At 60.9% G+C, this 14003-nt stretch carries 13 protein-coding genes; 9 read left to right on the top strand and 4 right to left on the bottom strand.

Annotated features, from left to right (window positions below):
- Positions 1-23: 23 nt before the first annotated feature.
- Positions 24-1298: an MFS transporter gene (locus CYR32_RS11080; protein ID WP_101824459.1), complete on the top strand. Its 1275-nt coding sequence runs from the start codon at positions 24-26 to the stop codon at positions 1296-1298.
- Between the two features lie 80 nt (positions 1299-1378).
- Entirely contained in the window at positions 1379-2404 is a 1026-nt protein-coding gene (locus CYR32_RS11075) for a LacI family DNA-binding transcriptional regulator (protein WP_101824458.1), read from the top strand.
- 9 nt (positions 2405-2413) lie between these two features.
- On the opposite strand, the gene CYR32_RS11070 is transcribed toward CYR32_RS11075, so the two are convergent.
- Positions 2414-2650: a helix-turn-helix domain-containing protein gene (locus tag CYR32_RS11070; protein WP_101824457.1), complete on the bottom strand. Its 237-nt coding sequence runs from the start codon at positions 2648-2650 to the stop codon at positions 2414-2416.
- Between the two features lie 224 nt (positions 2651-2874).
- On the opposite strand from CYR32_RS11070, the gene CYR32_RS11065 reads away from it, so the two are divergent.
- From CYR32_RS11065 to CYR32_RS11040, 6 genes are all read left to right on the top strand, one after another.
- Positions 2875-3627 (top strand): sugar phosphate isomerase/epimerase family protein, encoded by a 753-nt coding sequence (locus CYR32_RS11065; RefSeq protein WP_101824456.1) that lies wholly within the window; start codon positions 2875-2877, stop codon positions 3625-3627.
- A 3-nt stretch (positions 3628-3630) separates the two neighbouring features.
- A complete protein-coding gene (locus CYR32_RS11060) occupies positions 3631-4587 on the top strand; it encodes a sugar kinase (protein WP_101824455.1) in 957 nt (318 codons plus the stop codon).
- A gap of 124 nt (positions 4588-4711) precedes the next feature.
- Positions 4712-5980 carry an MFS transporter gene (locus tag CYR32_RS11055; protein WP_101824454.1) on the top strand — a complete coding sequence of 423 codons (1269 nt, stop codon included), beginning with the start codon at positions 4712-4714 and terminating at the stop codon, positions 5978-5980.
- Between the two features lie 116 nt (positions 5981-6096).
- Positions 6097-7074, top strand: coding sequence for a glyoxylate/hydroxypyruvate reductase GhrB (gene ghrB, locus CYR32_RS11050; RefSeq protein ID WP_101824453.1), 978 nt, complete (start codon positions 6097-6099; stop codon positions 7072-7074).
- 115 nt (positions 7075-7189) lie between these two features.
- Complete coding sequence (locus CYR32_RS11045; protein WP_101824452.1) at positions 7190-9256, top strand: alpha-amylase; 2067 nt, start codon at positions 7190-7192, stop codon at positions 9254-9256.
- Positions 9257-9366: 110 nt separating this feature from the next.
- A complete protein-coding gene (locus CYR32_RS11040; protein ID WP_101824451.1) occupies positions 9367-10617 on the top strand; it encodes a valine--pyruvate transaminase in 1251 nt (416 codons plus the stop codon).
- Positions 10618-10693: 76 nt separating this feature from the next.
- Here the strand turns inward: CYR32_RS11040 and ibpB are convergent, their stop codons facing one another.
- Both ibpB and ibpA read right to left on the bottom strand, forming a co-directional pair.
- Positions 10694-11146, bottom strand: coding sequence for a small heat shock chaperone IbpB (gene ibpB / locus CYR32_RS11035; protein WP_101824450.1), 453 nt, complete (start codon positions 11144-11146; stop codon positions 10694-10696).
- Between the two features lie 189 nt (positions 11147-11335).
- Positions 11336-11746 carry a small heat shock chaperone IbpA gene (ibpA, locus tag CYR32_RS11030; RefSeq protein WP_101824449.1) on the bottom strand — a complete coding sequence of 137 codons (411 nt, stop codon included), beginning with the start codon at positions 11744-11746 and terminating at the stop codon, positions 11336-11338.
- 321 nt (positions 11747-12067) lie between these two features.
- Between ibpA and CYR32_RS11025 the strand changes: the two genes are divergently transcribed.
- The gene (locus CYR32_RS11025) at positions 12068-12409 is read left to right on the top strand and encodes a YceK/YidQ family lipoprotein (protein ID WP_165698227.1); all 342 of its coding nucleotides are present in this window, start codon (positions 12068-12070) and stop codon (positions 12407-12409) included.
- 60 nt (positions 12410-12469) lie between these two features.
- Here CYR32_RS11025 and CYR32_RS11020 read toward each other — a convergent pair whose 3' ends face one another.
- Entirely contained in the window at positions 12470-13750 is a 1281-nt protein-coding gene (locus CYR32_RS11020; RefSeq protein WP_420912831.1) for a YidR family protein, read from the bottom strand.
- Between the last annotated feature and the right edge of the window lie 253 nt (positions 13751-14003).

Below are 14003 nucleotides of genomic sequence, written 5' to 3'. Positions count from 1 at the left end.
GCAGACCGAGCAAGGAAAACCCCATGAACTCACCTGTCTGTACCTACAAAAACAACAAGAATTTCTGGATATTCGGCGCTTTCTTCTTCCTCTATTTCTTCATTATGGCGACCTGCTACCCGTTCCTGCCGATCTGGCTGGCGGATGTGATCGGCCTGACCAAAACCGAAACCGGCGTGGTCTTCGCCAGTATGTCGCTGTTCGCCATCGTGTTTCAGCCGGTGTTCGGCCTGATTTCCGACAAGCTCGGGCTGAAGAAACACCTGCTGTGGGTGATCGCGGTGCTGCTGTTTTTCTTCGCCCCCTTCTTCCTCTACGTTTTCGCGCCGCTGCTGCGCTTTAATGTACTGCTGGGCGCGCTGTGCGGCGGGGCCTACATCGGCTTTGTTTTCGCCGGCGGCTCCGGGGCCACCGAGGCCTACATCGAGCGGGTGAGCCGCAACAGCCACTTCGAATATGGCAAAGCGCGGATGTTCGGCTGTTTCGGCTGGGGGTTGTGCGCCTCCACCGCCGGGGTGATGTTCAGCATCAACCCGGACATCGTGTTCTGGATGGGCTCCGGCGCGGCAGTGCTGCTGATACTGCTGTTGCTGATCGCCAAACCGCAGGAGAACCGCAGCGCCCTGGTGGTTGACGGCATGGGGGCCAATTCGCGCCAGTTCAGCCTGAAGCAGGTGGGCGAGCTGTTCCGGATGCGGGCGCTCTGGCTGTTCATCTTCTATATTGTCGGCGTGGCCTGCGTGTATGACGTGTTCGACCAGCAGTTCGCCAACTTCTTTAAGACCTTCTTTACCTCGCCGCAGCATGGCACCGAGGTGTTTGGCTTCGTCACCACCGCAGGCGAGCTGGCCAACGCCCTGATCATGTTCTGCTCGCCGTGGATCATTAACCGCATTGGCGCGAAAAATACCCTGCTGGTGGCAGGCACCATTATGTCGGTGCGGATTATCGGCTCCGCCTTCGCCACCACGGCGGCCGAGGTGATCGTGCTGAAAATGCTGCACGCGCTGGAGGTGCCGTTCCTGCTGGTCGGGGCGTTCAAATACATCACCTCGATTTTTGACGTCCGCTTCTCCGCCTCTATCTACCTGATCGGTTTCTGTTTCTCGAAGCAACTGGCGGCGATTTTCCTGTCGGCCTTCGCCGGGACGATGTATGACCGCATCGGCTTCAGCGACACCTATTTCATCCTCGGCGGCATTGCGCTGAGCGTGACGGTCATCTCCGCCTTTACCCTCAGCAACCGGCCCAAAACCCTGCCGGAGACCGCCGCCCTGCCCGGCCGCGCAGCGTCATAACGGCCAAAAACGGCTGCCGTATATTCGGCAGCCGTTGCAGTATGGTAGTCTCCTGTGTCAGTTAGCCAGGAGGATATGCAGTGAACAGAAGTAAGGGTGCGGGGCGGGCAACCATCAGCGATGTGGCCAAAGCGGCAAACACCGGCAAGACCAGTGTGTCGCGTTATCTTAACGGCGAACAGAATTTGCTCTCCGACGACCTGAAGCAGCGCATTGAGGCGGCGATCCACGCCCTCAATTACCGGCCAAGCCAGATGGCACGCAGCCTGAAGGGCGGCCAGACCCGGCTTATCGGGTTAATTATTGCCGACATAACCAACCCCTACTCTGTCGACGTGATGCGCGGCGTCGAAGCCGCCTGCCGCCGCCAGGGCTTTACCCTGCTGGTGTGTAACACCAACAACGAAATCAACCAGGAGCAGCACTACCTGCAACTGCTGAGCAGTTATCAGGTCGAGGGCATTGTGGTGAATGCGGTGGGGATGCGGGAAGAGGCGCTCTCCATGCTGCAACAGTCGCTGCTGCCGATGGTGCTGATTGACCGCAAAATCCCCGACTTCACCTGTGACGTGGTGGGGCTGAACAACCGCGAGGCGGCGACGCTCGCCACCCAGCACCTGATCGATCAGGGCTTCGAGGCGATTCTGTTCTTAAGCGAGCCGGTCGGCACGGTGAACACCCGGCTGGAGCGGCTGGACGCCTACCGCGCCACCATGCAGGCCTGCCCCGATCTCCAGGCGCGCAGCGCCGAAGTGCTGCTGAATGACGGCGCGCAGCTGGATGCGGTGCTCAGTGACTTCAGCCGCAGCAACCGCGGCCGCCGCAAGGCGGTGCTGTCGGCCAACGGCGCGCTGACGTTGCAGATTGCCCGTGCTATGCGCCGTCTCGGCATCCGCTGGGGCAGTGACATCGGGCTGCTGGGCTTTGATGAGCTGGAGTGGGCGGAGCTGGCGGGCGTCGGCATCACCACCTTTAAGCAGCCGACCTATGAGATGGGGTTTGCCGCGCTGGAGCAGGTGGTAAAACGCATTCAGGGCAGCCAGGACGACCCGCGCGAACAGGCGTTCTCCGGCGAGCTGATTGTGCGCGGCTCGACGTCGCTGTAACACAGGGTATCAGACGCCCTTCATCACCGTTTCCAACACCCCGGCGGGTTCCAGTGAAAGCAAACGGGCGAAATGCGCAAACTCGATCACGTCCAACCGCCTTTCACCGTTTTCCACTTTCGCGATAAAAGACGGTGGCCGCTTCAACGCTGACGCCAGCTGTTGCTGGGTCAGCCCTTTCTCACGCCTTGCGGCCCGTAATAGTTTGATCAACAGCTGATACTCGTCTGCATAAATTGATGACATGCACCCTTTCCCGCTATTTATCCCAAAACAGAATAAATGAGAGCTCTGTAAAACCGTTTATCTGATTCAACGAAGTCTGTGACGGCGATCGTAAATTGACATTTCACCGCTTTCCACTGGAACCGGTTCCACCTAACGTATTATTAACATCAACGGCCGGTTTTTGAACGTTAACCGTTCATCAGGGTTGAGTGCGGCGGACATTCCGCCAACGAGGAACAGAAATGACCAGAGAAATTGTAGTAGTGACAGCAGCTTACGGCAGCGATCGCGTGCGTGAGCTGGGCGGCCAGGCCGCGTTGTTGCCGGTGATCGCACAGGCCGGAGCCGACAGCGTGGAGATTCGCCGCGAGCTGTTTGACCGCCTGTCACTGGATCAGCTCCCGGCGCTGGGGGACGACATCGCCCAGCATCAGCTCGGGTGCGTCTATTCAGTGCCTGAGGCGCTGTTTTGTGAGGACGGCACCTGCCACCCGCAGCTGGAGAGCTTCTTCCTGGAGGCGCAGCAACTGGGCGCGCGGGTGATGAAGCTTTCGCTGGGCCACTACCGCCCCTGCACCAGCCTGCGGGCGCTGAAAGCGCTGCTGGATGCCCAGCCGGTGCGGCTGGTGGTGGAAAATGACCAGACGCCGGACTGCGGCCTGCTGCTGCCGATGAGCGCATTCCTGCGTGCGGCGGCGGATGCCGCGCTGCCGATCGGCATGACCTTCGACATGGGCAACTGGCACTGGGTCGGCCAGGCACCGCACTGCGCGGCGGACACGCTGGCCGACCACGTCACCTATGTGCATGTGAAAGCCGCAACGCAGCGCGCCGGAAAATGGCACGCGGTGGCGCTGGACAACAGCGACGGCCAGTGGCGCGAGCTGTTGACCCGCCTGCCGGAAGATGCCCCCCGCGGCATCGAATTCCCCCTGGAGGGCGACGACCTGGTTGCCGTCACCCGCCACTATGTTGACCTGCTGCGCGCGGAGTAAAGAATGACGATTGAAAACAATGCGGTAACCCCGCTGGACGCCGTGACCTTTGGTGAAGCGATGGCGATGTTTGTTGCCGACCAGCCCGGCGACCTGGCCGCGGCAGAGCACTTCACCAAGCGCATCGCCGGGGCGGAGCTGAATGTGGCCATCGGCCTGGCGCGCCTGGGGCTGAAAGTGGGCTGGGCCAGCCGGGTCGGCAACGACTCCTTTGGCCGCTATACGCTGCAACAGCTGGAAAAAGAGCAGATCAACAGCGGGCAGGTCACGGTAGACCCGCACTACCCCACCGGTTTCCAGTTAAAAGACAAGCGGTTGGATGGCACCGATCCCACGGTGGAATATTTCCGCAAAGGGTCTGCCGCCAGCCACCTCTCGCCTGAGGACTTCAACCCGGACTATTTCGGCGCGGCGCGCCACCTGCACCTGAGCGGCGTGGCGGCGGCGCTGTCTCAAAGCTCGCTGGCGCTGGCCCGCCATGCCGCCAAGGCGATGCGCCAGATGGGGAAAACCATTTCCTTCGACCCTAACCTGCGGCCGGTGCTGTGGCCCAGCGAGGCGGCGATGGTCGAGGCGCTCAATGAGCTGGCCTTCCAGGCCGACTGGGTATTGCCGGGGCTGAAAGAGGGCCAGATCCTCACCGGTAAACAGACGCCGGAGGAGATCGCCGATTTCTACCTGTCACGCGGTGTGAAAGCGGTGGTGATCAAACTCGGTGCGGACGGGGCCTGGTTTAAAAGTGCTGACGGCGAACAGGCCACTGTTCCGGCCTGTCGCGTGGAGAATGTAGTAGATACTGTGGGTGCCGGTGACGGCTTCGCCGTCGGGGTGATCAGCGCCCTGCTCGAAGGGCTGCCGCTGTACCGGGCAGTAGAACGCGGCAATAAGATCGGCAGCCTGGCGGTACAGGCGGTGGGCGACAGTGAAGGGCTGCCGACCCGTGCTGCGCTGGGTGAATAACGGCGTGATTAACCCCTTGCAGGCGTTCATCCGATAACAGAACACATACCCTATTCCTGAGCATCACGACCTCTGCCCTACACAGATATGCAGTGAATGCTCCGACCTGATAAAGGACCAGAACATGAACGAAGCCAAAATAGCCGCCAAACGCTGGTGGTACATCATGCCGATCGTGTTTATCACTTACAGCCTGGCGTACCTCGATCGCGCTAACTTCAGCTTTGCCTCGGCGGCCGGTATCAATGAGGATCTCGGCGTAACCAAGGGCATCTCCTCCCTGTTGGGGGCGCTGTTCTTCCTCGGTTACTTCTTCTTCCAGATCCCCGGCGCGATCTATGCCGAACGCCGCAGCGTGAAAAAGCTGATCTTCTGGTCGCTGATTGTCTGGGGCGGCTGCGCCTCCCTGACCGGGGTAGTGAGCAACATCCCGATGCTGGCGGCCATCCGCTTTGTGCTGGGTGTGGTGGAAGCGGCCGTGATGCCGGCAATGCTGATCTACATCAGTAACTGGTTCACCAAGTCGGAGCGCTCACGCGCCAACACCTTCCTGATCCTCGGTAACCCGGTGACGGTGCTCTGGATGTCGGTGGTCTCCGGCTACCTGATCCACGCGTTCGGCTGGCGTGAAATGTTCATCATCGAGGGTATCCCGGCGGTGATCTGGGCCTTCTGCTGGTGGGTGCTGGTGAAGGACAAACCGTCGCAGGCCACCTGGCTGAGCAACGAAGAGAAAGCGGCGCTGGAAGCACAATTGCAGAAAGAGCAGGAAGGCATTAAAGCGGTGCGTAACTACGGCGAGGCGTTCCGTTCGCGCAATGTGATTCTGCTCTGCATCCAGTATTTCGCCTGGAGTATCGGCGTGTATGGGTTTGTGCTCTGGCTGCCGTCTATCCTGCGCAGCGGCATGGAGATGGGCATGGTGGAAGCGGGCTGGCTCTCGGCCGGGCCGTACCTCGCCGCGACGGTCGCGATGATCGTGGTCTCCTGGCTGTCGGACAAAATGCAGAACCGCAAACTGTTCGTCTGGCCGCTGCTGCTGATTGGCGCGCTGGCGTTCCTCGGCTCTTACCTGGTCGGTGCCAACCACTTCTGGGTCTCCTATGGCCTGCTGGTGGTGGCCGGTGCGGCGATGTACGCCCCTTACGGCCCGTTCTTCGCCATCATCCCGGAGATGCTGCCGCGTAACGTGGCGGGCGGCGCGATGGCACTGATCAACAGCATGGGCGCGCTCGGCTCGTTCTTCGGTTCCTGGTTCGTGGGCTACCTGAACGGGGCCACCGGCACCCCGGCCGCGTCCTACATGTTTATGGCCATTGCCCTGCTGGTCTCTGTGGTGCTGACGCTGGTGGTGAAACCCACGCCCAGGCAACCGCACGCCCAGGCTGCCTGATTGATCCAATTTGTTAACCTCCGCGCAACATTGTGGCAAACGCCCAATCGTCCCGCGCGGAGGTTGTGCTATTTTGAAGAATCCCTTCTACAACAACCTATTTGCCGGAGTGTGCAATGAAGCCATCCATCGTCCTGTATAAAAAACTTCCTGCCGATCTGCGCCAGCGCCTTGACCAGCATTTCAATGTCATTGAATTCAACGGAATGAACAGCACCACCCGCCCCCAGATCCTGGATGCCCTGCAACAGGCGGAGGGGCTGATTGGCTCAAACGGCAAGGTAGATAAAGAGTTGCTGGACCACGCGCCGCGCCTGCGCGGTGTTTCTACCATTTCCGTGGGCTTCGATAATTTTGATGTCGAAGAGCTGACCCGCCGCGGCATTCCGCTGATGCATACCCCGACGGTGCTGACCGACACCGTGGCCGACACCATGATGACCCTGGTGCTGGCGACCGCCCGCCGCGCGGTGGAATCCGCTGAGCGCGTCAAAGCCGGTGAGTGGAACGGCAGCATCGGCGCGGACTGGTTCGGCGTGGACGTGCACCACAAAACCATGGGCATCCTGGGCATGGGCCGCATCGGCCTGGCGCTGGCGAAACGCGCCCACCTCGGCTTCGATATGCCGATCCTCTACACCGCCCGCCGCCAGCACGCCGAGGCGGAAAACAGCTTCAACGCGCGCCGCTGTGACCTCGACACGCTGCTGTCTGAGTCCGATTTCCTCTGCATCAGCCTGCCGCACACCGATGAAACCTTCCATATGATCAGCCGCGAGCAGCTGGCGAAGATGAAATCCAGCGCCATTCTGGTCAACGCCGGGCGCGGCCCGGTAGTGGATGAAGAGGCGCTGATCGAGGCGCTGCAAAACGGCGTGATCCACGCCGCCGGGCTGGATGTATTTGAGCAGGAGCCGCTGCCGAAAGACTCCCCGTTGCTGAAAATGCCGAACGTGGTGGCGCTGCCGCACATCGGCTCCGCGACCCATGAAACCCGCTACGGCATGGCGGCCTGTGCCGTGGATAACCTGATCGCCGCGCTGACTGGTGAGGTCAAAGAGTTCTGCGTTAACCCGGAAGTGCTCAAAAAATAACTCCTCCTCCCGCCTCCTCCACCGCGATTTACGCCGGGGAGGAGGCGGATTTCTCTGCAATCCGCACACTGTCATGGCCCTTTCCCGCTTTTTCGCACAAGGAAGATGGATCGCCATGAAACCCACGCCGCTCGCCCTCGCCCTGCTGTTGCCGTTTTCCGCCCTCGCCCAATGGAGCCTGCCGGGTTTTCCCCCGCTCAATGAGCGCCCTGCCGGCCTCTTTACCAGCCAGGCTGACCTGAAAAAGGGGCAGCAGCCGTTACAGCTCCAGCAGGATGGCCGTTGCTGGCAACCGGTGGAACCGGTCAGGCTTAACCAGACGCTCTCCCTGCAACCCTGCGGAGAGACAGAAGCGCCCGCGTGGCGGCGGTTCCGGGACGGGCACTATCAGGCTGAGGTGGATATGCGCAGTGGCACGCCGACCCTGCGGCTGACCATTGCGGAAAGCGCCGCCCCGGCCGCCGCGCCGATCGCCACCTGCCCGCGCTGGGACGGCAACCCGCTGCGGGTGGCGGTCAGCCCGCTGTTCCGGGAGGGAGAAACGGTGCGCGACGCCTATTCCGGCCAGACGGAGCAGGTCACCGGCGGCCATGTCACCCTGCTGCCTGCCGCCCACAGCGGCGGCCTGCTGTTACTGGAGGCGGCGGACAGCCCGGCGGCCGCGCCCTTCAGCTGGCACAACGCCACGGTCTATTTTGTGCTGACCGACCGCTTCGCCAACGGCAACCCGGCCAACGACCATAGCTATGGCCGCCGTTCAGACGGTAAACAGGAGATCGGCACCTTCCACGGCGGCGACCTGGCAGGGCTGACGCAGAAACTCGGCTACCTGCAACAGCTCGGCGTCAACGCACTCTGGATCAGCTCGCCGCTGGAGCAGATCCACGGCTGGGTTGGCGGCGGCACCAAAGGGGATTTCCCCCATTACGCCTACCACGGCTACTACACGCTGGACTGGACACGGCTCGACGCCAACATGGGCGACGAAAATGACCTGAAGCGGCTGGTGGAGGAGGCGCACCGGCGCGGCATCCGCATCCTGTTTGATGTGGTGGTCAACCACGCCGGGTACGCCACCCTGGCCGATATGCAGCAGTTCGGGTTCGGTGCGCTCTACCTGAAGGAGGCGGAACGGGAGACGATTCTGGGCAAACGCTGGACGGACTGGACGCCCGGCAAAGGGCAGACCTGGCACAGCTTCAACGATTACATCAACTTCAGCGACAAGGCGGGCTGGGCTAACTGGTGGGGGAAAAACTGGATCCGCACCGACATCGGCGACTATGACGCCCCGGGTTACGATGACCAGACCATGTCACTGGCGTTCCTGCCGGACATTAAAACCGAATCCACCACGGCTGCCGGGCTGCCGCTGTTCTACCGCCATAAACCGGACAGCGCCGCCCGCGAGATCCCCGGCGCGACGCCGCGTGACTACCTGACCCACTGGCTCAGCCAATGGGTGCGCGATTACGGCATCGATGGGTTCCGCGTCGATACCGCCAAACATGTCGACAAGGCCACGCTGGCGCAGCTCAAGCAGCAGGCCACCGCCGCCCTGGCCGCGTGGAAGGCGGCACACCCGCAACAGGCACCGGACAACGCCCCGTTCTGGATGACCGGCGAAGCCTGGGGCCACGGCGTGCTGAAAAGCGATTACTACCAGCACGGTTTCGACGCCATGATTAACTTCGATTTCCAGGATCAGGCGGCGAAGGCGCTGGGCTGTTATGCGCAGATCGGCCCGGTTTACCAGCAGATGGCAGACAAATTGCAGGAGTTCAATGTACTGAGCTACCTCTCCTCGCACGATACGCGGCTGTTTTTCAATGAGGACGCCAAAGGTGACCTGCGCGCGCAGCAGCGGGCCGCTGACCTGCTGCTGCTGGCCCCCGGCGCGGTGCAGATCTATTACGGCGATGAGAGCGCCCGCCCGTTCGGCGCGACCGGCTCCGATCCGATTCAGGGCACCCGCTCCGGCATGAACTGGGCGGCCTTGCAGGAAGAAACCCATGCGGCGCTGCTGGCGCACTGGCAGAAAGTGGCGCAGTTCCGGGCGCGCCACCCGGCAATCGGCAGCGGGCAGCAGCAATTGATGCCGGATAAAGGCTATTTCGCCTTTAGCCGTACCGCAGACCGCGACCGGGTGATGGTGGTGTGGGCGGGCAACCCCGCCCCCTGAGCCGTTACCTGGAAAAGGGTGTGGCCGCCGAAACCGCACACTGATTGCACCGGCCCCTCAGTAGCGTTAAGGTGAATCACCACACACCGATAACAACTGATTAGCATTGTATGAAGTTTTCACGTTTTGGCGAAAAATTTACCCGGTTCTCCGGTATCACCCGCCTGATGGGCGACATGAATGACGGCCTGCGTACGCCGGGCGCGGTGATGCTGGGCGGCGGCAACCCGGCGCAGATCCCGGCAATGCAGACCTATTTCCAGGAGCTGTTTCAGGAGATGCTGGCGCAGGGCAAACTGAATGAGGCGTTGTGCAACTATGACGGCCCGCAGGGCAAAGATGCGCTGCTGCGGGCGCTCTCGGCCATGCTGCGCGAAGAGCTGGGCTGGGAGATCTCGCCGAAAAATATCGCCCTGACCAACGGCAGCCAAAGCGCCTTCTTCTACCTGTTTAATCTGTTTGCCGGCCGCCGCGCTGACGGCACCATGAGCCGCGTGCTGTTCCCGCTCGCCCCGGAATACCTGGGCTATGCCGATGCCGGGCTGGATGAGGATCTGTTCGTCTCCACCAAGCCCACCATCGAGCTGCTGCCGGGCGGGCTGTTCAAATATCATGTCGATTTTGATCATTTGAACATCACCGATGACATCGGCGTGATCTGCGTCTCCCGCCCCACCAACCCCACCGGCAACGTGCTGACCGATGAGGAGCTGATGCGGCTGGATGCGCTGGCACAACAGCACGATGTGCCGCTGCTGATCGATAACGCCTACGGTGTGCCGTTCCCGGGCATCATCTTCAGCGAAGCCACGCCGCTGTGGAACCCGAACACCATCCTCTGCATGAGCCTGTCAAAACTCGGCCTGCCGGGTGCGCGCTGCGGCATCGTGATTGCTGATGAGAAGGTGATCACCGCCATCAGCAATATGAACGGCATCATCAGCCTGGCACCGGGCGGCATCGGCCCGGCGATTGCCGCAGAGATGATTGAGCGCGGCGATCTGCTGCGGCTCTCGGACGAGGTGATCCGCCCGTTCTACTTCGAGCGCGTACACCACACGATTGAGATTCTGCGCCGCTATTTGCCGGAAGATCGCTGCCTGATCCATAAACCGGAGGGGGCAATTTTCCTCTGGCTCTGGTTTAAAGACCTGCCGATCACCACCGAAACGCTCTACCAGCGCCTGAAACAGCGCGGGGTGCTGATGGTGCCGGGCAACTACTTCTTCCCGGGGCTGGAGCACGAGTGGCCGCACACCCACCAGTGTATGCGCATGAACTATGTGCCGGACCCGGCAGTAATTGAGCGCGGCGTCGCGATCCTAGCGGAAGAGGTCGAACGCGCCCACGCCGAAGGCTGAGTGCGCACGCCATCAAGCCATAAAAAAGGGAGAGCCTCACGGCTCTCCCTTTTTTTGTGCGCTGCTCAGGCAGGCATCAGCTTTGCTGGTTTTCCAGCGCCGGGCGGCTCTGGCTGCTGCTGTTGCCGATGGCGATACGCTGCGGCTGAAGCTCGGCCGGCACTTCACGCACCAGGTCGATGTGCAGCAGGCCGTTGGTAAACTCCGCCTGCGTCACCTGCATATGCTCCGCCAGCGTAAAGCTCAGGCTGAACTCTTTGCAGATCAGGCCCTGATGCAGGTACTGCACCTCTTTTTTCGGCGGTGTCGGCGTGCCGCGCACGGTCAGCCGCGGGCCTTCGACTTCAATATCCAGTTCATCCTGTTTGAAGCCGGCCAGCGCCAGTGAGATGCGGTAGTGGTTGTCATCGCTTTTTTCGATGTTATAGGGCGGGAAGCCCTGGGCGTCCGGGCCGCCCTGCATGGAGCTGGCCAGTTTGTCGAAGCCAATCCACTGACGCAGTAAAGGGGACAGATCGTAGTTACGCATACTAAAACTCCTTCTATGAAGCGAGATGATATTCCCGGTAAACCGGGCAGCCTCCTGACGGCAGGCTGATGGAAATAGACAATAACAGGCTGTACAGGTGATGTTTTCCTGACGGAATTAATTCGTTATGAAATTACCGCCAGAGAATGTCATCACCATGTCATATATAACCGGTAAACCTTCGCTGGCTTATTTAATTTCAATCCGGCGTGGTTTCAGGGTTTCCGGCACAATACGTTCCAGGTCGATAAACAGTAAACCGTTTTCCATATTGGCGCCTTTTACCTGAATATGTTCGGCCAGCTGGAATTTACGCTCGAAATTGCGCTCGGCAATGCCCTGATATAAATAGGTGCGGTCAGCCGGCGGATTGGCCCGCGCGCCTTTCACCACCAGCAGGTTGTCATGGGCGGTGATATCCAGTTCGTCATCAGCAAAACCGGCCACGGCGATGGCGATACGGTAGTGGTTTTCGTCAACCAGCTCGACATTGTAAGGGGGGTAACCGCCGCCCTGATTCTGGCCGGACTCGATCAGATTAAACAGACGGTCAAAGCCGATGGCGGAACGGTATAACGGGGCAAGATCATAATTACGCATTTTCTTCTCCTGACAGGCAGCGAGTGAATATAAAAGCCTTCCGGATGGACAGGCTGCGGTGCGAATACCCTGACGGCGTACTCTTTTCTGACCGCAAGAATAAGATGGTGCCGGTGCCGTGCTTTTCAAGATCATTTTTTTCATTTTTTTACCGCTTTTTTGGCGCGGCGCAAAACAAACCGGCGAAATCCGCCTGATGATTTACACTGAAATGAGACGACCGCCACAGTGCCTGTGTGTAAGCACCTAAAAAGAGCGGACTAATGCTATAAGTCTGATGACACAGCAGACAGGCCAGCGCGTAGCGTGGGATGGATTACTATGATAAGAACAACATTATTGCCGATAGCAACCGGCTGTGCATTTATGGCAACCGCCGGCTGTTCCAGCGTAATGAGCCACACCGGCGCCGATCAGGGGTATTACCCCGGTACCCGTGCCAATGTGGCGATGATGAAAAGTGACGACACCAGCTGGGCATTGACGCCGCTGCTGGCGGTCGACCTGCCTTTCAGCGCGGTGGCGGACACCCTGATGCTGCCGTATGACTACTACCGCGCCGGGCGTGACAAAGCGCCCGACTCGCCGCGTGAACGTATCCGCCAGAGTGAGGCCAGAACCCTGGCCACCAGCGGCGCGACCCAGGTCGCCGCGAACCCCTGACCGCTTATCACCGTGAAACCCCGGCCGGGTTGCCCGAACCGCACCCCGGCCTGCTGCTTTTCAGCGCACGTGGGTGACGAAGAGTTGCGCCCGGCCCCCGATGTTGCGCATAAACGCCACCTGGGTGCCGTCCGGGGAGAACACCACCGCATCGCCCAGTGGCGGCTCGTCACTGCGGGCGGTCAGCCGTGACAGCGCGCCGGTGGCGGCATCACACAGCATGACGCTGTTGTCGCAGATCAGCGCCAGCTTTTTGCCGTCGGCCCGCCAGCTGAAGGCGGACTGCACCGCCCACGGGCTGTGGGTAATCTGGCGCGGCTCGCCGCCGTTGGGCGAGATGCCCCACAGTTGCACCACGCCCTGCTCATCTTTCATCAGGAAGGCGATTTCACTGCCGTCCGGCGCGGCACGCAGCCAGTGCCGCGGCTGGCTGACCACGCCCGGGAAAGCGCGCGAGGCGGTAAAAGTCAGCCGCCGCTGCATCACGCCACGCGGCGGGGCCGGCATGTCGGTTTCCGTGCCCTGTAGCGGGATCTCACCGGCGTGCGCCAGGTCAGCATCATTTTCCGGCAAATCCACGATAAACACTTCCGGCAGTTTCTCGCCCGACGGCGCGCGGGTATCGCCGATAAAGGCCAGCGCCCAGCGCTGGCGGCGGCCATCCTCTTTCACATAGCCCTGCTGGCCGACCCAACCCTCTTCATAGGCACGGCTGACCTCATCACTGCCGGGCTGCGGTTGCGGCGTCGTGCGGCTCACCAGCACGCAGAAGTGGCTGCCGTCATATTCACGGGGGTGGTGCTTCACCGGGACAACGGCATGGAGCGGCACGGCGATGCCGACGTTGCGCAGATCCAGCGCCGGGTCACGCTGATGCAGCACATGATCGTTATAGGTGAAGCTGAGACGGCTGCCGTCCGGGCTGAAAACATGCACATGGCTGCCGCCGCGCAACGCGCCGGGCGTGTAGGGGGCGGTGATGCTCATGGCATCAAGCGTGACGGCCTCCCGGCGATCCGGCTCGCTGACAATCACGCCTCGCCGGTGGTGGAAGTCATAACGCCATTCGCTGTCCGGCCGCTCCGGGCCGTGGATAAAGGCATAGCGTGCAGGCGCGTCCGGGCTGACCGTCACCACCCCGACATGCGCACCGTCCCGGGCGGTATAGATCACCTCGGTGGTGCCGTCTTTCACATTGACCCGTTCGATGGTCAGGCCGCTGAATTCCCCGCCGTGGGGGCGGACGTCATACACCAGCCACTGGCTGTCAGGCGTCCAGACATTGATATTGGTCAGTTGATGGCCGCGGTCATCAAAGGTCAGTTGGGTTTCGTTAGTCACAAGGGGGATTCCTGTTGCACGTATAGCGTCAGGGTAACCGATCCTGTGAACGCCGCAAGGCAGGGGGAAAAACGGCGCAATCTATTTCCGGAAAAAATAACGCGCATACGAAACATAACGCAGACATTATCTAAATAAAATCCTAAATAATCAAAGCGTTGCGTAATAAAAAGAAAGGCGTATGCTACCGGCGGGTGCCTGGACATGTCTGTTCCGGGTTATCCGGTGCAGACAAAGAAAAGGCCCCACTCAA

This window comes from Chimaeribacter coloradensis (assembly GCF_002858715.1).
GTDB classification, from domain to species: domain Bacteria; phylum Pseudomonadota; class Gammaproteobacteria; order Enterobacterales; family Enterobacteriaceae; genus Chimaeribacter; species Chimaeribacter coloradensis.
The sequence above is the reverse complement of the archived record's forward strand: the minus strand, read 5'-3'. Positions and strand labels throughout refer to the sequence as shown.

What these genes read in the sequence shown, in the direction of transcription:
- CYR32_RS11080 (WP_101824459.1), top strand. Translation starts at nt 24, where the DNA reads ATGAACTCACCTGTCTGTACCTACAAAAACAACAAGAATTTCTGGATA.
- CYR32_RS11025 (WP_165698227.1), top strand. Translation starts at nt 12,068, where the DNA reads ATGATAAGAACAACATTATTGCCGATAGCAACCGGCTGTGCATTTATG.
- CYR32_RS11045 (WP_101824452.1), top strand. Translation starts at nt 7,190, where the DNA reads ATGAAACCCACGCCGCTCGCCCTCGCCCTGCTGTTGCCGTTTTCCGCC.
- CYR32_RS11040 (WP_101824451.1), top strand. Translation starts at nt 9,367, where the DNA reads ATGAAGTTTTCACGTTTTGGCGAAAAATTTACCCGGTTCTCCGGTATC.
- CYR32_RS11070 (WP_101824457.1), bottom strand. Translation starts at nt 2,650, where the DNA reads ATGTCATCAATTTATGCAGACGAGTATCAGCTGTTGATCAAACTATTA.
- CYR32_RS11060 (WP_101824455.1), top strand. Translation starts at nt 3,631, where the DNA reads ATGACGATTGAAAACAATGCGGTAACCCCGCTGGACGCCGTGACCTTT.
- CYR32_RS11065 (WP_101824456.1), top strand. Translation starts at nt 2,875, where the DNA reads ATGACCAGAGAAATTGTAGTAGTGACAGCAGCTTACGGCAGCGATCGC.
- ghrB (WP_101824453.1), top strand. Translation starts at nt 6,097, where the DNA reads ATGAAGCCATCCATCGTCCTGTATAAAAAACTTCCTGCCGATCTGCGC.
- ibpA (WP_101824449.1), bottom strand. Translation starts at nt 11,746, where the DNA reads ATGCGTAATTATGATCTTGCCCCGTTATACCGTTCCGCCATCGGCTTT.
- ibpB (WP_101824450.1), bottom strand. Translation starts at nt 11,146, where the DNA reads ATGCGTAACTACGATCTGTCCCCTTTACTGCGTCAGTGGATTGGCTTC.
- CYR32_RS11055 (WP_101824454.1), top strand. Translation starts at nt 4,712, where the DNA reads ATGAACGAAGCCAAAATAGCCGCCAAACGCTGGTGGTACATCATGCCG.